This is a genomic window from Streptomyces sp. S07_1.15 (assembly GCF_020739505.1).
GTDB classification, from domain to species: domain Bacteria; phylum Actinomycetota; class Actinomycetes; order Streptomycetales; family Streptomycetaceae; genus Streptomyces; species Streptomyces xinghaiensis.
This window is the reverse complement of sequence record NZ_JAJBZK010000001.1, coordinates 5,011,376-5,030,136: the sequence shown is the minus strand read 5'-3', so window position 1 is coordinate 5,030,136 and position 18,761 is coordinate 5,011,376. Positions and strand designations below refer to the sequence as shown.

Sequence of the window (18,761 nt, the reverse complement as noted above, 5' to 3'; positions counted from 1 at the left end):
CGGCCCCGCACCCGCGGGGATGTTCCGGCGTCCCGCTCGTCGTCGTCCCGAGTCCAGATGTCGGCCCCGCACCCGCGGGGATGTTCCCAGGCCGGTCACCAGGTCCATGACCGTGCTCGCGTCGGCCCCGCACCCGCGGGGATGTTCCCCGGGTCCGGGTGGATCAGGGGAGAGGACGACCGTCGGCCCCGCACCCGCGGGGATGTTCCTGCCACGACAGACTCCCGGGAAGGGTCGGGGGCGTCGGCCCCGCACCCGCGGGGATGTTCCGCGCTCGGGGCCGCTCTGCGGGCCGCTCTGCTCGTCGGCCCCGCACCCGCGGGGATGTTCCGTGCCCGACGACGTGTTCGACGCCCGGCCCGACGTCGGCCCCCGCACCCGTGGGGATGTTCCGCCGTGGGTGACCAGGCCGCCGATGATGGAGGGGTCGGCCCCGCACCCGCGGGGATGTTCCGGCGGTGCCGCTCGCGCCGTCGTCGGTGACGGTGTCGGCACCGCACCCGCGGGGATGGTCTGGGGGAACGCCAGATGCTCCGGCACGTCGGCCCCGCACCCGCGGGGATGTTCCGCCCGCCACCGTCGACCGGTACGTCCACCTGCTGTCGGCCCCGCACCCGCGGGGATGTCCCTGCGGAAGCCCCCGTCGTGGCGGGGCTGGTGGGTCGGCCCCGCACCCGCGGGGATCTTCCCTCCTGCTCACCGATCTTCAGGCACCGCCGCGAATAAGGAATGGCCCTGACCCGCAGCCCTCTCGGGGTCAGGGCCATGAAGGTGGACGAGTCGGCTTGTACGTCGGGTTCAGAGTGTGACGGCCGCCGTGACCATCAGCGTCTCGCTCCCCATCAGCGCCGATCCTGCTTCCCATGTTTTGCGGCTCCTGCCGGGGGCGCCATCGGCCCAGCGTCGACTGGGTCACATTCCCGCAGCTCAGTCCGCATGTACCAGCCTTCCGGAGTGCAGTGCGCCACCGGAGCGGGAGTTCCGCCGGCACCGGCCGGGAACGGGTTTCCACGGGGAGAGGGTTTCCACGGGAGAGGCCCCGCCGGCCGGCGGGGCCAAGGGCGGCCGCTACCCCTTCCATCCCGCCCTCCGTCCCGCGTCCGCGGCGCGGCCCGGTGTGTGGCCGAAGGCGCGGCGGAAGACGTCGATGAACGCGCTCGCCGAGGACCAGCCGCAGCGGTGCGCCACCACCGTCACCGGCGTGTCCTCCGCCAGCAGCACCAGGGCGTGGGAGAGCCGCAGTTGCGTGCGCCACTGCGGGAACGTCATGCCGAGATCGGCCCTGAACAGCCGTGACAGCGTGCGGTCGCCGGCGCCGACCTCTCTGCCCAGGGCCGCCAGGGTGCGGTTGTCGGCCGGGTCGGCGTGCAGGATCTCGCACAGCGCCTTGAGTTGCGGTGCGGTCGGCGCCGGCACGTGGGGCGGCTGCTGGGGGCAGACGCGCAGTTGGTCGCACAGGACGGCGCGCAGGCGCCGGTGTTCCGGGCTGTCGTCCGCCGGGTCCCGAGTGCAGGCGAGGATCAGTTCCCGCAGCAGTGGGCCGACGCTCAGCACGGTGGGCCGGTCGAGGGCAAGGGGGTTGGTGTCCGCGGGGAGACCGATCAGATGCAGTTCGAGATCTCCGTGTGCCCGGTGGGAGTGCACCGTGCCGGCCGGCACCCAGATCGCCCGGGTCGCCGGGGCCGTCCACGAGCCGGCGCTCGTGGTGACGGCGAGCGCGCCCCGGCCCGCGTAGACGAGTTGGTGGCCGTCGTGCCGGTGGGCGTCGATCCCTGTGCCCGGGGCCATGCGGCGGGCGTTGGTCGGCGCCACCGGCTCGTGGCGGATCTCCGTCATTGCTTGGCAGATTATCGGAAGTTCGACAGGGCGCCCACGCACCACCATGACGCCATGCCAAGGAACAAGCCGATCGTTCTGCTGTCGGCCGGACACGCCTGTGTGGACGTCTATCAGGGCGCCGTGGCGGCCCTGGTCCCGTTCTTCGTCGCCGAGCGCGCCTACACCTACGCCGCCGCCTCGGGCATCGTCCTCGCGGCCGGCCTGATGTCCTCCCTCGCACAGCCCTTCTTCGGCGTACTCACCGACCGGCGCCCCGTCCCCTGGCTCCTCCCGGTGAGCACGGTCCTCGGCGGCCTCGGGGTGGCCCTGAGCGGGGTCGGCGACTCGTACGCGCTCACGCTGCTGTTCGTGGCGCTCTCCGGTCTCGGAGTCGCCGCGTACCATCCGGAATCCGCCCGGGTCGCCCGGGTCGCGAGCAAGGGCAGTCACCGCTCCATGGGGTGGTTCTCCCTGGGCGGCAACATCGGTTTCGCGGTGGCTCCCCTTCTGGTCACTGCCGTGATCGCCACGGGAGGGCTGCGGCTCTCCCCGCTGCTGATCCTTCCCGCGCTGGTCGGCGGCGTGCTGACGCTGCCGGTCCTGCGGAGGCCGGCCGAGGCGCCGTCTGCCGGCTGCGGCAGGGGGGCCGCGGAAGGGCGGGACGACTGGGCGTCGTTCGTCCGGCTGTCGCTGGCGGTGGGGTGCCGGTCGGTCGTGTTCGTCGGGCTGAGCACGTTCGTCGCCCTCCATGTGCGGGGGCAGACGGACAGTGGCACGGCGGCCGGGGCGGCCGCGCTGGTCGTGCTCTATCTCGGCGGCGCCGTCGGCACGGTCGTCGGCAGCGGTCTGGCCCACCGCTGGGACCGGGTCACGGTGGTGAGCATGTCGTACCTGGTCACGGTCGTGGCCGTCGCCGGGGTGGTGTTCGTTCCGGGCCCGGCGGTCCATCTGTTCGTGGCGCTGGCCTCGATCGGCCTGTACGTCCCGTTCTCACTGCAGGTCACACTCGCCCAGGACTATCTGCCCACGCGCGTCGGAACGGCCGGCGGGATCACCCTCGGCCTCATGGTCGGCGTCGGCGGCCTGACCAGCCCTGTCATCGGCCGCATCGCCGACGCCGCCTCGCTGCGCACGGCCCTGACGCCCCTGATCGTGATGCCCGCCCTGAGCTGGCTGCTGTTCCGCACCCTGCCCGAACCGGCTGCCCCGGAGCCGCTGCCGCGGTACCGCGGCCAGGACGCCGGGAAGGAGACCGGGAGCCCCGCGGACGGGCGCGGGGGGACGGCACCGGCGACCCGCGGCCCGGTCGAACCACCTCGATGAAGTGACGTTTCAGCAGGTAATGGCGCTGGTTACAGCAGGCCCCCACGTGACGGGCGGGCCGCGAAACGAACTTTGCGAGGGGTGGGGCAGTGAGCCCGCGTACAACGCACGCGTATCGACCGCTGAGTCTGAGACGAAGAGCCTGGCTGACGCTGGGGGCTCTCGTCATCGGGGGTGGAGGCGTCGTCACCTACGCCGTCGCCGGACCGAACGAGGACCGGGCGGAGGCCGGGAAGGCGAAGCGCCCGGTCACGGTGCGCGACGTCGTGCTCAAGGACACCGGGAAGGGCAAGCGCGGCCTCCCGCGCACGGACACCGAACCCTTCTCCCTGCTCGGGGTCACCTGGACCGGCGCCGCGAAGAAGCTCGACGGCAGCGCGCAGGTGCGGGCCCGCAGCAGTGACAGCGGCGAGTGGGGGCCCTGGCAGGACCTGGACGCCGACGCCTCGCACCCGGCGGAGAAGACCGGGCCCGGGGTGCGGGGTGGTTCCGAACCGCTGTGGGTCGGTCCCTCGGACGGGGTCGAGGTGCGGGTCGTGGCCGAGGACGGCGCCTCGGCCGCAGGGCTGCCCAAGGGGATGAAGGTCAGCCTGGTCGACCCGGGTGTCACCGCGGCCGAGGCGAAGAACAGCAGGTCCGGACTGGCCCCGGTCGCCTACGCGGCTGAGGGGACGCCGTCGGGGAGCCCCTCGCCGAGCGTGGAGCCCAGCGATTCCGCCGCACCCGGTGACTCCCCGGCACCCGCCCCGACCGACACCGCGGCGCCCACCGACACCGCGGCGCCCACGGGCACCGCCGCGCCGAGCGACACCGTCTCCCCCACCGGCACCGCCTCCCCCACCGATTCGGCGTCCGCCTCCCCCTCGCCCACCGCGACCGTGCCGACGGCCCCGCCGTCCACCGTCACACAGCCGCCCGTCATCAGCCGGGCCGCCTGGGGCGCCGACGAATCGATGGTCGAAGAGCCGCCGACGTACATCGAGAAGGTCGAGGCGGTGTTCGTGCACCACACCGTCGGCACGAACAGCTACAGCTGCGCCGAGTCGCCCGCCCTGGTGCGCGGCATCATGGCGTACCACGTCGAGTCCGAGGGCTGGAACGATCTCGGCTACAACTTCCTGGTCGACAAGTGCGGCCGGATCTTCGAGGGCCGTGCCGGCGGGATCGACCTGCCGGTGACGGGCGCCCACACCTACGGCTTCAACAGCTACTCCGCGGGCATCGCCGTGCTGGGCGACTTCCACGGCGACCCGGCACAGGACATCCCGCCGGGCGAACCGACCCGGGCGACGCTGGAGTCCGTAGCGCGCGTGGCGGCCTGGAAGCTCGGCCAGTACGACGGCGATCCGAGCGGCACGGTCACCCTGGCCGCCAAGGCCGACACGGGCGTCTGGCAGACGGACGAGGAGGCCACGATCAACCGGATCTCCGGCCACCGCGACGCCTTCGCGACCGCCTGCCCCGGCACCACCCTCCATGCCGCACTCGGCGAGATCCGCCGCTTCGCCGCCTCCCCGGGCGCGAACTCGGCCGTGCCCGGCTCCGACGTCAACCGTGACGGGATCAACGATCTGGTGGCCGGTACGCCGAAGACATCCAGCGGCTCCGGCTCACTGACCGTCGTGCCCGGCGGCACGGACGGCCCGGTGGCCGAGGCCAAGCGCACACTGACGCAGAACAGCGCCGGTGTACCCGGTGGCTCCGAGTCCGGTGACGCCTTCGGTTCCGCCACCGCCTGGGGCGACGTCAACGGGGACGGGCACGCGGACCTGGCGGTCGGCTCGCCCGGCGAGAACCTGTCCGCGACGGACCAGGGCGCGGTCACCGTGCTCTACGGACCGGAGCTGGACTCCGGGTCCATGTACACCACCACGGGCGTCACGGCGTCCGGTGCCAGGCTGGGCTCGGCCGTCGCGGTCGGCGACTTCAACGCCGACGGCAAGGCGGACGTCTTCTCCGCCGGCACCGGCAAGGGCGGCAACTGGAACGCACGGCACACCGACGGCGGCACGCGGTACGGCACGCTCACCAGTGCGACCGGCGCCGTGGCCTTCATGGACGCCGCCACCGGCGACTTCAACCGCGACGGCTACGCGGACGTGGCGCTCAACTACCGTGACGCGGGCGGCACCGGCCGGGTCACCTGGTTCAAGGGCTCCTCCTCGGGCCTGGCGAAGGTCAGCACGCTCTCCGTGCGGGGCGGCCGTTCGGTCGCCGCGGGGGACGTCAACGGCAACGGCTACGACGATCTCGTCATCGGGCAGGCGTACACGGCGGAGTCCGGCGCGAAGGCCGGCGGGCAGGTGACCGTGGTGCCGGGCACCTCCACCGGCTTCACGACCACCGGTATGCGGACCGTCCACCAGGACACCTCCGGCGTCCCGGGCGCCGCCGAGGCCGGCGACGCCATGGGCTGGTCCGTCTCGGCGGGCGACGTCGACCTGGACGGCTACGCCGACGTCCTGGCCGGCCTGCCCAACGAGGACCTGACCCGCAGCGGCACCCGGCGGTCGAACGCGGGCGCGACACTGCTGCTGCGCGGCACCTCCGCCGGCCTGACCGGCTCCGGGGCCCGCGCCCTCTCCCAGGGCACCTCGGGGATCAGGGGCGCCAGTGAGTCCGGCGACAAGGTCGGCTCCTCCGTGGTCCTCCAGGACCTGTCGGGCTGGGGCCGCGCCGACCTCGCCATTGGCGTCCAGGGCGAGGACAGCGGCAACGGGACGATCCTCCAGCTGGACAGCGGCAGCTCGGGGGTCTCCGCCTCCAGCGGCGTCTACTACGGCCGCGGCACGCTGGGGCTCCCCTCCGGCGCCGCGATCGGCCGGACGCTGACGCCGTAACGCCGTCGCGAGTCCGGGCCGCCGGCCCGGTCGGTCATGCGTACTGCACCACATGCCATGGCCACCGGAACCGGCGGCCCGCGCCCTGCCGGGCGGCGGGCAGCCCGGGGCGGGCCGCCGCATGGGGGCACGGGACAGGGCACCGGAACCCGACGGCGGGACCGGTCCCGTATTCCGGGTCACCGCTCCCGGAGCCGGATCGGATACGGCTTCGGAGGCGGGCGGGGACCGCAGCCCCCGTCAGCCCGGGAGGGCGGGAGAGCCGGCGCGGGGTCGGTCCCGGTCGCGGGTGACGGCCAGGAGGGCCATGTCGTCGACCGTCCGCCCGTCCGTGTGCGCCTCGACGTCTTCGAGCAGTGTGTCCAGCAGGGCGGCCGGCTCCGTGAAAACACGGCCCCGCAGCCGCGCCACGGGGTCGTAGAAGACCCCCGCCGAGTCGCGGGCCTCCGTCACGCCGTCCGTGTAGAGCACCAGCGTGGCGGCGGGCGGGAACGCCACCACGGTCTCGCCGGCCCGCCGCTCCCCCTCCAGGGACGTCAGGCCCAGCGGCAGCGCGTACGTTTCCGGCTCCAGCAGCCGTACGGCCCCGTCCGCCGGAAACAGCAGGGGCGGGGGGTGACCGCGGTTGACGATCCGCAGCCGGCCCGGCTCACCTGCCGGGACCTCGGCCAGGACGGCCGTGACGAACTCCTCGGTCTCCTCGTCCGTCCGGGCCCGCTGCTCCGCCTCCCGGTGCAGCGCGTTCTCGATCCAGGCCGCGACCTCCGCCAGGTCCGCCTCCCGCTCCGCCGCCTCCCGGAAGGCGCCGAGCACGACCGTCACGGCGTCCACGGCCGACAGCCCCTTGCCGCGGACGTCGCCCACGAGCATCCGGATCCCGTAGGGCGTGCGCTGCACCGCGTACAGGTCACCGCCGATGCGGGCGCCCGTGTACGCCGCCTCGTAGCGCACCGCGACGGACAGGTGGCCGATCCGGCCGGGCGGTGTCGGCAGCACGGCGATCTGCGCCGCCTCGGCGATCTGCCGGGCCGAGGAGAGGCGTATGACGCTGTGCCGCAGGGCACTGTTCACCCCCAGGGACAGCAGACTCACGAAGACGACCGTGGCCAGCCGGACCAGCGCCTCGTTCGTGCTCAGCCTGTCCCACCAGAAGGCGTTCAGCGACATCACCGCCACCGCGACGGCCGACACGGCCAGCGTGCCGCGCACAGTCCACAAGGCCGCGGCCGCCAGCGGTGCGGCGGCGTAGGTGGCGGATACCGTCGTCCCCTGCGGCACGAGCAGATTGATGGCGACCCCGGCCAGGATCAGTCCGTAGGGCACCGCCCACGGGGCGCAGCCGAACCGTCCGGTGGCGCGGAGGCGCTCCCAGGGGTCCTCGTCGCTGCCGTTGTTCATTCGCCCGTGCCGCCCTCTCGCCCTTCCGGCGTCCGTGCCCACCGGGCTCCCGGGTCCCGGGCCGCACCACGACGCGCGCTCGGGTTCCAATGTCGCGCCCGCCGGGCGCCTCGGCCAGCCGGTCGCCACCAGTTGGACGAGTCGCGGCCCGGGGACATCGGCCCCCGCCCGGCGCGGTGCGGGCACACGTGAAGGGGCGTGACGCCGTGAGCGCCACGCCCCGAGAGATGTTCGATCCGGTCGATCGGGAAGGGGCCCGGGACGGGAACCCGGGGCCGATCAGGCCGCCGGTTGGTTACGCGCGCCGCCGGCCGCGTCCCGCCATGGCCGCGGTGGCGAAGCCCAGGAGTGCCGCGACGCCACCAGCGATGATGTTCGTCGTGATCGTCCTGAAGGTCGACACGTCTCCGGCGATGACCCAGGGTGCGACAACGGTCCACAGACCGATACCGGCCATGGCCCAGCTCATGCCGTGCGTGCGGTCATAGGCGTCACCGCCCATGCCGCGCGCCAGGAGAACGAAGGCCAGACCCGCGATGAGGTTGGTCACCGTCAGGGCCGTCAGGCCGCTGAATCCCACGATCCAGGGCGAGGCGGCGATGAAGAGACCGGTCAGCAGGCTCAGGGCCTCGACCGCCTGAGCGACCGGTGAGGCCACCGCCTGCTCGGACCGGGCCTGCAGGGCCATGATGTCGGGGTGCTGGGCGATGCTCGACGATGTCTGTGCAGTCACCTGGAACCCCTCCTTCCCTTTCGTCTGAAGTGCCTACTACTCACGACGTAACCGTGGGGTTCCCGGCCAAACACGGCATGTCCACCGGATCGGGGCGGGGCCGCGGGGGGGGCCGGCGAACGGTTTCGGACGGGGCCGTGTCCGGGGTGTCACGCAGCGCGCCCGCTTCTCCCCCGTTCCGTGCGGCGACGCGCGGCCGTCCGCCCGTCCGCCCGTCCGGCCGGCCGTCCTGTGACACGACTCACCCGGGGCCCTATCGGTCGGCGGCACGGGCGAGTTGGAGGCGTGGCCGGTGGTGTGCGGGGGTACGGGGAGCCGGGTGTGGCATGTCCGTGCGGGTGACGGGTACGCGCGCTCTCGGCCCACCGCGGCCGGACCACCGACGGTCCGCGCCTCACGGCCGCCTCGCACCTCGTCGACAGCGAAGGAACACCACCGTGGCCACGGCAACCGCGAACCCCCCGATCTACCAGCTCCTCGTCGAGGAGCACGGTGATGTGCTCGCCGCGACCCGGGACGCCGCCCGGGAGACACGGCGCGCCGCGAGCGCGGCGCTCGACTGGAGCGATCTGCGCCTGGACCGCCACGCCGTGGAGCACGGGCGGGCGGAGCAGCCCGGGGACGGCGCCCGGGAGGAGGGAGCCTCCGGAGCCCGGGAGGCCGGAGCCCGGGAAGCCGGGGACGGCACCCCGGAGGCCGGGGCGGAGGACGGCTGGTTCGACCGCGCGGAACAGTCCGGACAGCCGGAGCCGGCCGGGCACTGAACTGAGCCACCGGCACGGCTGCGGCCGCCGTGCGCGGGGCACGGCGGCCGTGGGACGCGGTCGGGCGCGGTGACGAGGACCACCGCTGCCCGCCTCGCGGTTCGGATGCCCGTCCTTCCCTTCCGTCATGCGCTCCCTTCTCCGGTCGCGGTTCCGCCGGTGCCCCAGCCGTCGCGGCCGGTGTGGCCTCAGTCCGTCGGGACCAGGACGACCGGGCAGTGCGCGTGGTGCAGCACCGCCTGGGTGACCGGGCCGAGCTGCAGACCGAGGTGACGGTGGGTGCGGTGGGTGGCGAGCACGATCAGGTCGGCCGTGCGGCTGGCCTCGACCAGCGCGGGGGCCGCCGCGTTGCACTCGTTGTCCGGGATGACCTCCACGTCCGGGAAGTCCTTCCGGAACGGCGCCACCTCGTAGCGGGGCAGTGCCTCGGCCTCCTTGCGGCGCTCGTCGCCCTCCTTCGGCGGCACGTCGAAGGCGCCCATGTACGCGCCGGTCGGCAGCGCGGGGTACAGCCAGGCGTGCAGGGCCCGCAGCCGGGCTCCGCGCCGGGACGCCTCCTCGAAAGCGAAGCGCACCGCGTCGCCGTCCTGGTCGGACTCCACGCCGACCAGCACCCTGCCGTGGGCGGCACCGTCCGCGGCCTCGCCCCGGACGACCATCAGCGGGCTCGCGGAGTGCGCGGCGACGCGGAGGCTGACCGAGCCGAGCAGCAGCCCGGTGAAGCCGCCGTGGCCGCGGGTGCCGAGCACCGTCAGGGCGGCGGTCTCGCTGTGCCGCACCAGGGCCGGCACGACCGCCTCGCTGGTGGTCACGGGTATGACCTCCAGTCCGGGGTGGGCCGCGCGGACCTTCTCCACCGCCTGGCCCACCATGGCCTGGGTCTCCTCGGCGAGGGTCGGCGGCTCGTGCGGGGTCTCGCCGGGCAGCGGCGGCGGGTTCCACGGCCAGCCGCACAGGACCTCCAGCGCGGTGCCGCGCCGGACGGCCTCCTCGGCGGCGCGGTCGAGGGCGCGGAACGACGGCTCCGAACCGTCGAAGCCGACCACGACACGGCCGCGGGTGTCCTCGTTCTTGCCGGTGGCAGTCATGACATTCCTCCCGAGTGATCAATACGGTGCTGCCGTGCAGCGGTGGTGGTCGGGCCGGTCCCGGCCGGGGGCGGACGGCGCCGTCCCCGGCCGGGCCGCCCGGGCTATCCGGCGGCCGGGACCCGGTCGCCGTAGTAGGCGGCGCGCATGATGGCCTGCATGTCGTCGAGCATCGGCATACGCGGGTTGGCCGGTGCGCACTGGTCCTCGTAGGCGTTGAGCGCCTGCTGCGGCAGGGCCTCCAGGAAGGCGGTCTCGTCGACGCCGGCGGCCTTGAAGGACGGTTCGATGCCGGCCGCGTCGCGCAGCCGTTCGACCGCGGTGGCGTAGGACTCGACACCCTCGGCGGGGGTGGCGGCGGGCAGGCCCAGGGCGCGGGCGATCTCCTGGAAGCGCTCCGGTGCCCGGTAGCTCTCGTACTTGGGCCAGCTGGTGAGCTTGGTCGGCACGGTGCCGTTGTAGCGGATGACGTGCGGCAGCAGGATCGCGTTGGTGCGGCCGTGCGCGACGTGGAAGGTGGCGCCCAGGGTGTGCGCCATGGCGTGGACGATGCCGAGGAAGGCGTTGCCGAACGCCATGCCGGCGATGGTGCCCGCGTTGTGCACCCGCTCCCGGGCCTCCGGGCTGGCGGCCCGGTTGTTCACGGCCTGTTCGAGGTTCTCGAAGATGAGCTTGATGGCGTGCAGGGCGGGGCCGTCGGTGAAGTCGTTGGCGTAGACGGAGACATAGGCCTCGGTGGCGTGGGTGAGGGCGTCGAAGCCGCTGTCGGCGGCCAGCGCCGGCGGCAGGTCGGCGGTGAGCAGCGGGTCGACGATGGCGACGCTGGGGGTCAGCGCGTAGTCGGCCAGCGGGTACTTGCGGCCGGTCGCCGGGTCGGAGATGACGGCGAACGGGGTGACCTCCGCGCCGGTCCCGGAGGTGGTCGGCACGCACACCAGGCGGGCGCGCTCGCCGAGGACCGGGAAGCGGAAGGCCCGCTTGCGGATGTCGGAGAACTTCTGCCGCATGTCGGCGAAGTCGATGTCCGGCTGTTCGTAGAGCAGCCACATCACCTTGGCCGCGTCCATCGGGGAGCCGCCGCCCAGGGCGATGATGGTGTCCGGCTTGAAGTCCCGCATCAGGGCGGCGCCGCGGTGCACGGAGTCGATGCTGGGCTCGGGCTCCACGTCGTCGATGACCTGGACGGTGACCGGCTGCGGGCGGCGCTGCAGCACGCGGTTGATCCGGTCGACGTAGCCGAGGCGGGTCATGGTGGCGTCGGTGACGACGGTGATCCGGTGGACGTCCGGCATGGAGGCCAGGTAGCGGATGGCCTGCGGCTCGAAGTAGATCTTCGGCGGCACCTTGAACCACTGCAGGTTGTTGTGACGGGTGCTCATGCGCTTGATGTTGAGGAGGTTGGCGGCCGAGACGTTGTTCGAGACGGAGGTCGAGCCCCAGGAGCCGCAGCCGAGGGTCAGCGACGGCAGCAGGCTGTTGTAGATGCCGCCGATGGCGCCGTGCGAGGAGGGCGCGTTGACGATGACGCGGACGGTCTTCATCCGGCGGCCGTAGGCCTCGGCCAGCTCCTCGTCGGCGGCGTGGATGACGGCGCTGTGGCCCTGGCCGTGGAAGGCGACCATCGCCGCCGCCAGGTCGAAGCCCTGTTCGGTGGAGCCGGCGCGCAGCACCGCCAGCACGGGGCAGAGCTTCTCGCGGGTCAGCGGCTCGTCCGGACCGACGTGGTCGGCCTCGACGAGGATGACGGAGGTCTCCGCCGGCACGGTGAAGCCGGCCCGCTCGGCGATCCACGCCGGGCTCTGGCCCACGACGGCCGGGTTGACCTTGGCCTCGCAGCCCTCGCCGCCGTCGGCGCCGGTGGGGAAGAGGAACGCCTCCAGCTTCCGCTTCTCGTCCGCGGTGGCGCGGTGGGCGTGCAGCTTCGCGAACTCCGCGAGCGCGGCCTCGTAGATCTCCTCGTCCAGAATGACGGCCTGCTCGGAGGCGCAGATCATGCCGTTGTCGAACGCCTTGGAGAGGACGACGTCGTTGACGGCCCGGCGCAGCACGGCACTGCGGTGCACATACGCGGGGACGTTGCCGGCGCCGACGCCCAGCGCGGGCTTGCCGGCCGAGTAGGCCGCCTTGACCATGCTGTTGCCGCCGGTGGCCAGGATCATCGCGACGCCGTCGTGGTGCATCAGCGCGGCGGTGCCCTCGATGGACGGCTTCTCGATCCACTGCACGCAGTGCTCCGGGGCGCCCGCCGCCACCGCCGCGTCCCGCACGACGCGCGCAGCCTCGGCGCTGCACCGCTGGGCGCTGGGGTGGAAGGCGAAGACCACCGGGTTGCGGGTCTTGAGCGCGAGCAGCGCCTTGAAGATGGTGGTGGAGGTCGGGTTGGTGACGGGAGTGACGGCGGCGACCACGCCCACGGGCTCGGCGATCTCGACGATGTCCTCGATGTCGTCGCGGCTGATGACGCCCACGGTCTTGGTCTTGGCCATGCTGTGGGTGACGTGCTCGCAGGCGAACATGTTCTTCGCGGCCTTGTCCTCGAAGACTCCGCGGCCGGTCTCGTCGACGGCCATCCGCGCGAGCTGGGTGTGCTTGTCGAGGGCGGCCACCGAGGCCTTGGCGACGATGTGGTCGATCTGTTCCTGGGTCAGGTGCTCGTACGCGGCGAGGGCCTTGAGGCCGTTGGTCACCAACTGGTCGACGGCGGCGTTCCGTTCGCCGGAGGCGTTGCTGCCGGTGGCCGCGCCGCCGGCCGCCGCGCCGCTGTCCGCCGCGCCGCGGGAGGCCGGGCCGGTGACCGCGCCGCCGGCGGGGGCCGGCTGGGCGGGAAGGTCGGACTGCGCGGGCTTGGCGGACTTCGCGGGCTTGGCGGGCTTCGCGGCGGGCCGGGTGCCGGCGTCGTGTCGGGTCATTGCGGTGAGCCTCCGTCGTGGGGTCGCGTGACCGTTGCGGATCGCGGGGCTCGGTCCGGTGGGGCCGTGTCCCGGGGGCTGGTTGCCGCCCCTCGTCCATCAGACTTCCGCAGTGACGGGGCCGTCCACAGGTCCCGAAGGTCCCGCCGCGGCAGGCCGATGGGGCTCCAAAACCGGGGTACGACCGGGACCCCGGGCCGGGTCCCGGCCGGGACCGCCGGGGCGGCGGGACCCTTGGGCCGATCGGTCCCCCGCGCGGGACGACAGGGACCTGTCGGGCGCCGGTGTTCCGGGCGACCGTGGAGGCACGTCCTCACCAAGGAAGAGGCCCCACCATGGTCCGTTACGTGTACGACTTCACCGAGGGCGGCCGCGACATGGCCGGCCTGCTCGGCGGCAAGGGCGCCAACCTGGCGGAGATGACCCGGATGGGCCTGCCCGTGCCGCCCGGCTTCACCGTCACCACCGAGGCCTGCCGGGCCTTCCTCGCCACCGGCTCCGAGCCGGAGGGCCTGGGGATCGAGGTGGCGGAGAGCCTGGCGGCCCTCGAACGGTCGGCCGGACGGCGGCTGGGGCAGGCGGACGACCCGCTGCTGCTCTCCGTGCGCTCCGGGGCCCGCTTCTCCATGCCCGGCATGATGGAGACCATCCTCGACATCGGCCTCAACGACCGCTCCGTGCTGGGGCTCGCGGAGGTCTCCGGGCAGGAGCGCTTCGCCTGGGACTCCTACCGCCGCCTCATCCAGATGTTCGGCAGCACCGTGATGGGCGTCGACAGCGCTCTGTTCGAAGCCGCCCTGGCCGAGCTCAAGGAGCGGCGGGGCGCCTCGGACGACCTGCACCTGGACGCCGCCGACCTGACCGGACTCACCGGGACGTACAAGGAGATCATCCGCCGCGAGACGGGCGAGGAGTTCCCGCAGGAGCCGGAGGAGCAGCTGCAGCGGGCGATCCGCGCCGTCTTCGACTCCTGGAACGGCGAGCGCGCCCGCATCTACCGCCGGCGCGAGCACATCTCCGACGACCTGGGCACCGCCGTCAACGTACAGCGGATGGTCTTCGGCAACCTCGGCCCCGACTCCGGCAGCGGTGTCGCCTTCACCCGCGACCCGGCCACCGGGCGCCCCGGCATCTACGGCGACTACCTGGCCAACGCGCAGGGCGAGGACGTCGTCGCCGGCATCCGCAACACCGTCCCCCTGGAGGACCTGGGGCGGACCGACCCCACCTCGTACGCACAGCTGCGCGAGTACCTCCAGACGCTGGAGGACCACTACCGCGACCTGTGCGACATCGAGTTCACCATCGAGCGCGGCACGCTCTGGATGCTGCAGACCCGGGTCGGCAAGCGCACCGCCGAGGCCGCCTTCGCCATCGCCTCCGAGCTGGCCGACGAGGGGATGGTCAGCGAGGACGAGGCGCTGGCGCGGGTCTCCGGCGACCGGCTCGCCCGGCTGATGTTCCCCCGCTTCGACACCGAGGCGGTCGGCGCCACGCTCGCGCACGGCATCCCGGCCTCGCCCGGTGCCGCCGTCGGCGTCGCGGTGTTCGACTCCGCCGAGGCGGTGCGGCGCGCGGCGGCCGGCGAGAAGGTCGTCCTCGTCCGGCAGGAGACCACCCCGGACGACCTGCCCGGCATGATCGCCGCGCAGGCCATTCTCACCAGCCGCGGCGGCAAGACCAGCCACGCGGCGGTCGTCGCCCGCGGCATGGGCAAGGTCTGCGTCTGCGGCGCCGAGGAGCTGACGGTCGACGTCGAGGCCCGGCGGTTCACCACCAACGGCACCACGGTGACCGAGGGCACCGAGATCTCCGTGGACGGCTCGGCCGGCACGGTGCTCCTCGGAGCGGCCCCGCTCATCGACTCGGTCGTCATGCGGTACTTCGAGGACGGCGGACGGATCGCCGAGGACGCCACCGCTGCCGCCGCCACCGCTGCCGGAGAGGACTCCGCGCCCGTCGTCGCGGCCGTGGACCGCATCATCCGGCGCGCGGACTCCGTACGCCGCCTCCAGGTTCGGGCCAACGCCGACACCCCCGAGGACGCCGAGCGGGCCCGCCGGTTCGGCGCCCAGGGCATCGGCCTCTGCCGCACCGAGCACATGTTCCTCGGCGACCGCCGCAAGCTGGTGGAGTCGATGATCCTCGCCACCACGGACGAGGAGCGCGACGCGGCGCTGGCGGCCCTGCTGCCGCTCCAGCGGGAGGACTTCACCGGAATCCTCGCCGCGATGGACGGCCTGCCGGTCACCATCCGGCTGCTCGACCCGCCGCTCCACGAGTTCCTGCCCGACCGCACGGAGCTCTCGGTGCGCGTCGCCTCGACCGTGGCGCGCGGGGAGACCCCGGAGCCGCACGACGTCGAACTGCTGGCCGCCGTCAACCGGATGCACGAGGAGAACCCGATGCTGGGCCTGCGCGGAGTGCGCCTGGGCCTCGTCGTCCCCGGACTCTTCGCCATGCAGGTGCGGGCCATCGCCGAGGCGGTGGTGGAACGGAAGCGGGCCGGCGGCGACCCGCGCGCGGAGATCATGGTGCCGCTCGTGGACACCGTCAAGGAACTGAGCCTGGTCCGCGAGGAGGCCGAGCACGTTCTCGCCGAGGTCTCCAAGACCTCAGGCGTGACCGTGGACCTCCCGATCGGCACGATGATCGAACTGCCCCGGGCCGCGCTCACCGCGGGCCGGATCGCCGAGGCCGCGGAGTTCTTCTCCTTCGGGACGAACGACCTGACCCAGACCACCTGGGGCTTCTCCCGGGACGACGTCGAGGCCGAGTTCTTCTCCGCCTACCTGGAGAAGGGCATCTTCCCGGTCTCCCCGTTCGAGACCCTCGACCGGGAGGGCGTGGGCCGGCTGGTGGAGATCGCGGTCGCCGAGGGCCGCGCCGCCCGCCCGGACCTGAAGATCGGCGTCTGCGGCGAGCACGGCGGCGACCCGGACTCGGTCCACTTCTTCCACGGCGCCGGACTGGACTACGTGTCCTGCTCCCCCTTCCGCGTCCCGGTGGCCCGCCTGGAGGCCGGCCGCGCCGCGATCCCGGACGACGGGACCGACACGACGAAGTGACGAGCGGCGGCCGGGCCCGGACCCCGAACCCCGAACCCCGGGGCAGCCGGGCCCGGCCCACCGCCCCACCCGCAGTCGGCCGCCCTCCCCCGCGCCCGGACCCGGTATGTCGGGGCCGGGTACGGGCATGGGTGGGCGGGGGCCGGGGGAGCGGTCGCCGTTGTCAGGCCGTCACCGGACATCGCCACGCAACGAACCAAACCGGTGGCTCTGCCGCACCGTCACACCAGCCTTACGTCGGCCTCACTGCCGAGGAACGGGTCCGGCAGCCCCCATGGGGGCACTTCACCCGAGATCAGCCCGGCCAGCAGGGAGACGAGGCCCTTCTTGTACTCCCACCAGTCGTCATTCCTGGTGCTCACCACCACGGGCCAGGCATCCGGGTCCGGATCCCCCGTGCGCCAGTAGAAAATGTCGCCCGAACTCGACTCCGCACAGTGCAGAAGCCCTCCCGGCTGCGGATAAGGGGACGTACCCGTTCGACATACCCGCCTCGGCCAAGTCCTCCAACACGTCCAGGGCCCGCAGCTGGCTCTCCGCGAATTGCGCCTCCTGCCCCGGATCGGCCGCCGTCACGAGCAGGAAGTCGCCGACGGAGAAGCTCGGGTACGCCTCGCTCAGCGCTTTGTAGTCGCTCGGCAGATCCATACCCAACTCGCGGACGACCTCCCGCCAGTCAACATCCCTGCGCCGGGCGGGCCGCAGCCGACGCAGGCCCGGCAGAACCGCCTCCAACTCGGCGACCGCGCTCAACACGAATGCCCCTTCCTCGACACGCCGGAACCCACCGCCCCGACCCCACCGCGCCGTCATCGTCCTGCCCGCAGATCAGACCCTCCGACCAGCGACCTCTACCCCAGCATCCCGGAGCCGCCGCCGGCCCGGTACGGCGCGTCCGGGCCAACGCCCGGCGGCTCCGGTGCCAACTCCGGCTCGGAGGTGGACAACCGCGCGGAGGGCCTGTGTTCCTCGGGGGCCGACCGGTCTCCGAACCCGAGGGCCGTCCCATTCCGGCTGGCGGCCAGAATGACGCACAGGAACGCGAAAGCCGCGAGGTTGTACGGGCAACCTCGACATCCCCACCATCGCGGCGGTGAACGGACCCGGTATCCACACCGAGTTCGCCCTGCTCTGCGACATCACACTCGCCGTGGAGGAGGCGGACTTCATGGACCCGCACTTCCTGGCCGGCAGCGCCCCCGGCGACGGGCAGGCCCTCGTCCTGCAGGCGCTCATGGGTACCAAACGGGCCGCCTACCACATCTACGGAGGCAAGCCGATCCCGGCGAGGACCGCCCTCGAGTTCGGCATCGTCAGCGACGTACTCCCCCGCGAACAGCTCCTGGACCGCGCATGGGAGCTGGCCGAGTTCATCATGCAGCGTCCCCGCTTCGCGCGCTGGGCGACCCACAACATCCTCGCGCGGCCGTGGAAGAAGCTTGTCGCCGAGGACTTCGGCTTCCACCTGTCCCAGCAGATGCTGAGCACCGTCGCGTCGAAGGAACTCATCCCGATCCGCTCCCTGATCGCGGACGCGGGCGCACGCAGGATCTGGTGACGCCCCGCACCCGCGCGGCCCCGTGGTCCGGCTTCGCCAGCCCGGCCCTCGTTCGGCCCGACGCGCCCGGATCCCGCACCCCGAACCACGGCCCGCGCCCCGGACTGGCGGAGGCGTCCGGGGCGCGGGGTCCCGTGCCGGAGGAGCACGGGCGGGGCGGCGGCCCGGTGCGGCCGGGGCCGCCGCCGTTCGGGGGAGGACCGGGCCTGTCGGCGCGATCCGGGGCCGTGGGAGGGCCGGCTTGTCCAGGGCCCGGCAGGGCCGTCCGTCAGCGGTCGCGGACCATGCGGACCGGGCGGCGCGGGGTGGCCGGGCCGGTGGGGCCGTAGCCGAGGCGGATCAGCATCTGGACGTGGCGGGGCCGGCCGCGGCCGTCTCCGAGGGCCCAGCGCAGGTCCGGGTACTCCAGGCCCTGGTGGAGCATGGACGCCCGGACGCCCTCGGCGGTGGCGACCAGCAGCACGTGTTCGAGGGCCTGCCCGGCGCGCAGCCAGTCGGCCCGGCGGTCGTGGGTGGTGGAGAGGACGGCGATGACCGGGCGCCGTTCGAACACGGCGGTCGGACGGCCGCTGGCGGGACGCAGGCCGGCGAAGTCCCTCATCGGCAGCTGACCCGTGGCGTCCTGCGGGCCCAGGACGGAACCGGGCATCCCGTCCACCGCCCCCTCCCGTATCCAGCGGCGGCTCTCCGCGCGCCGGACCTGGTCGTGGGTGTTGCGGCGCTCGCCCTCCGCGGTGACGCGCAGCAGCCGGGTGGTCTCGCTCGGGCCGGGGAAGGAGAGCAGCACGCCCTCGGCGTGCGCGGCCTCGGTGAGTTCGGCCGGGAGCCGGGTCGGCAGGGGGTGCGCGGAGTACGGGAAGCGGCTGCTGTGCCGGTGCCACAGGGCTTCGTAGAGGTCCGGGCGGTGGCTGCCCCGGAGGGGCTGGCCGGCCAGGCGCACGGCGGCCAGCAGGTCGGGCTCGCCGGGGCGCGGCAGCAGACGGACCACCGGTTCCCAGCCGAGGTGGGCGGCGGCGACGCGCAGGTTGAACAGGGCCGCGCCGACGGACACGTGCAGCGCGCGGCCGACCGGGTCGGCGTGGCGCAGCGCCCGCTCCGCCGCGGCGCGGATCTCCACGGTGTCGGTGGCGGTGTCCAGCCGGTAGCGCCAGGGCTGGGTGTTGTACATCGAGGGTGCGGCCACGGAGGCGGAGATCAGCTTCTCCAGGGTGGCCGTGTCCGGCGGGGCGGTGGTCGTCATGTCGTCAGTCCTCCCGGTGCCC

13 protein-coding genes and 1 CRISPR repeat array (1 of these 14 cut by a window edge) are annotated in these 18,761 nt (G+C 73.5%); of the genes, 5 read left to right on the top strand and 8 right to left on the bottom strand.

Annotated elements, in window-relative coordinates:
* Positions 1-689: direct repeats of the CRISPR family, unit length 28 nt; unit sequence GTCGGCCCCGCACCCGCGGGGATGTTCC (it extends 428 nt beyond the left edge of the window).
* A gap of 379 nt (positions 690-1,068) precedes the next feature.
* Positions 1,069-1,836, bottom strand: coding sequence for a helix-turn-helix transcriptional regulator (locus tag LIX60_RS21535; RefSeq protein WP_227959953.1), 768 nt, complete (start codon positions 1,834-1,836; stop codon positions 1,069-1,071).
* 54 nt (positions 1,837-1,890) lie between these two features.
* On the opposite strand from LIX60_RS21535, the gene LIX60_RS21530 reads away from it, so the two are divergent.
* Together LIX60_RS21530 and LIX60_RS21525 are read left to right on the top strand one after the other, a co-directional pair.
* A complete protein-coding gene (locus tag LIX60_RS21530) occupies positions 1,891-3,141 on the top strand; it encodes an MFS transporter (protein WP_227959952.1) in 1,251 nt (416 codons plus the stop codon).
* An 89-nt stretch (positions 3,142-3,230) separates the two neighbouring features.
* On the top strand, positions 3,231-5,981 hold the full coding sequence (locus LIX60_RS21525; protein WP_227959951.1) for an FG-GAP-like repeat-containing protein: 2,751 nt from the start codon (positions 3,231-3,233) through the stop codon (positions 5,979-5,981).
* Positions 5,982-6,221: 240 nt separating this feature from the next.
* Here LIX60_RS21525 and LIX60_RS21520 read toward each other — a convergent pair whose 3' ends face one another.
* Both LIX60_RS21520 and LIX60_RS21515 read right to left on the bottom strand, forming a co-directional pair.
* Complete coding sequence (locus LIX60_RS21520) at positions 6,222-7,379, bottom strand: PP2C family protein-serine/threonine phosphatase (protein WP_227959950.1); 1,158 nt, start codon at positions 7,377-7,379, stop codon at positions 6,222-6,224.
* Positions 7,380-7,674: 295 nt separating this feature from the next.
* Positions 7,675-8,112 carry an SPW repeat protein gene (locus LIX60_RS21515; protein ID WP_227959949.1) on the bottom strand — a complete coding sequence of 146 codons (438 nt, stop codon included), beginning with the start codon at positions 8,110-8,112 and terminating at the stop codon, positions 7,675-7,677.
* A 437-nt stretch (positions 8,113-8,549) separates the two neighbouring features.
* Here LIX60_RS21515 and LIX60_RS21510 point away from each other — a divergent pair, with 437 nt between their 5' ends.
* On the top strand, positions 8,550-8,876 hold the full coding sequence (locus LIX60_RS21510; protein WP_227959948.1) for a hypothetical protein: 327 nt from the start codon (positions 8,550-8,552) through the stop codon (positions 8,874-8,876).
* A gap of 188 nt (positions 8,877-9,064) precedes the next feature.
* Here LIX60_RS21510 and LIX60_RS21505 read toward each other — a convergent pair whose 3' ends face one another.
* Positions 9,065-9,964 (bottom strand): universal stress protein, encoded by a 900-nt coding sequence (locus tag LIX60_RS21505; RefSeq protein WP_227959947.1) that lies wholly within the window; start codon positions 9,962-9,964, stop codon positions 9,065-9,067.
* 104 nt (positions 9,965-10,068) lie between these two features.
* The gene (gene adhE / locus LIX60_RS21500; protein ID WP_227959946.1) at positions 10,069-12,873 is read right to left on the bottom strand and encodes a bifunctional acetaldehyde-CoA/alcohol dehydrogenase; all 2,805 of its coding nucleotides are present in this window, start codon (positions 12,871-12,873) and stop codon (positions 10,069-10,071) included.
* 335 nt (positions 12,874-13,208) lie between these two features.
* Here adhE and ppdK point away from each other — a divergent pair, with 335 nt between their 5' ends.
* Positions 13,209-15,941 (top strand): pyruvate, phosphate dikinase, encoded by a 2,733-nt coding sequence (ppdK, locus tag LIX60_RS21495; RefSeq protein WP_227959945.1) that lies wholly within the window; start codon positions 13,209-13,211, stop codon positions 15,939-15,941.
* A 221-nt stretch (positions 15,942-16,162) separates the two neighbouring features.
* Here ppdK and LIX60_RS21490 read toward each other — a convergent pair whose 3' ends face one another.
* Together LIX60_RS21490 and LIX60_RS21485 are read right to left on the bottom strand one after the other, a co-directional pair.
* Positions 16,163-16,303 carry a hypothetical protein gene (locus LIX60_RS21490; RefSeq protein ID WP_227959944.1) on the bottom strand — a complete coding sequence of 47 codons (141 nt, stop codon included), beginning with the start codon at positions 16,301-16,303 and terminating at the stop codon, positions 16,163-16,165.
* Positions 16,287-16,697: a hypothetical protein gene (locus LIX60_RS21485; RefSeq protein ID WP_227959943.1), complete on the bottom strand. Its 411-nt coding sequence runs from the start codon at positions 16,695-16,697 to the stop codon at positions 16,287-16,289. The genes LIX60_RS21490 and LIX60_RS21485 overlap by 17 nt, the downstream gene beginning before the upstream one ends.
* 319 nt (positions 16,698-17,016) lie before the next feature.
* Between LIX60_RS21485 and LIX60_RS21480 the strand changes: the two genes are divergently transcribed.
* Positions 17,017-17,499: an enoyl-CoA hydratase/isomerase family protein gene (locus LIX60_RS21480; protein WP_227962854.1), complete on the top strand. Its 483-nt coding sequence runs from the start codon at positions 17,017-17,019 to the stop codon at positions 17,497-17,499.
* Positions 17,500-17,767: 268 nt separating this feature from the next.
* On the opposite strand, the gene LIX60_RS21475 is transcribed toward LIX60_RS21480, so the two are convergent.
* Complete coding sequence (locus LIX60_RS21475) at positions 17,768-18,739, bottom strand: hypothetical protein (RefSeq protein WP_227959942.1); 972 nt, start codon at positions 18,737-18,739, stop codon at positions 17,768-17,770.
* Positions 18,740-18,761 lie beyond the last annotated feature (22 nt).

Coding starts and splice junctions, on each gene's coding strand:
- LIX60_RS21535 (WP_227959953.1), bottom strand. CDS start 1,836: ATGACGGAGATCCGCCACGAGCCGGTGGCGCCGACCAACGCCCGCCGC.
- LIX60_RS21530 (WP_227959952.1), top strand. CDS start 1,891: ATGCCAAGGAACAAGCCGATCGTTCTGCTGTCGGCCGGACACGCCTGT.
- LIX60_RS21520 (WP_227959950.1), bottom strand. CDS start 7,379: ATGAACAACGGCAGCGACGAGGACCCCTGGGAGCGCCTCCGCGCCACC.
- LIX60_RS21505 (WP_227959947.1), bottom strand. CDS start 9,964: ATGACTGCCACCGGCAAGAACGAGGACACCCGCGGCCGTGTCGTGGTC.
- adhE (WP_227959946.1), bottom strand. CDS start 12,873: ATGACCCGACACGACGCCGGCACCCGGCCCGCCGCGAAGCCCGCCAAG.
- ppdK (WP_227959945.1), top strand. CDS start 13,209: ATGGTCCGTTACGTGTACGACTTCACCGAGGGCGGCCGCGACATGGCC.
- LIX60_RS21475 (WP_227959942.1), bottom strand. CDS start 18,739: ATGACGACCACCGCCCCGCCGGACACGGCCACCCTGGAGAAGCTGATC.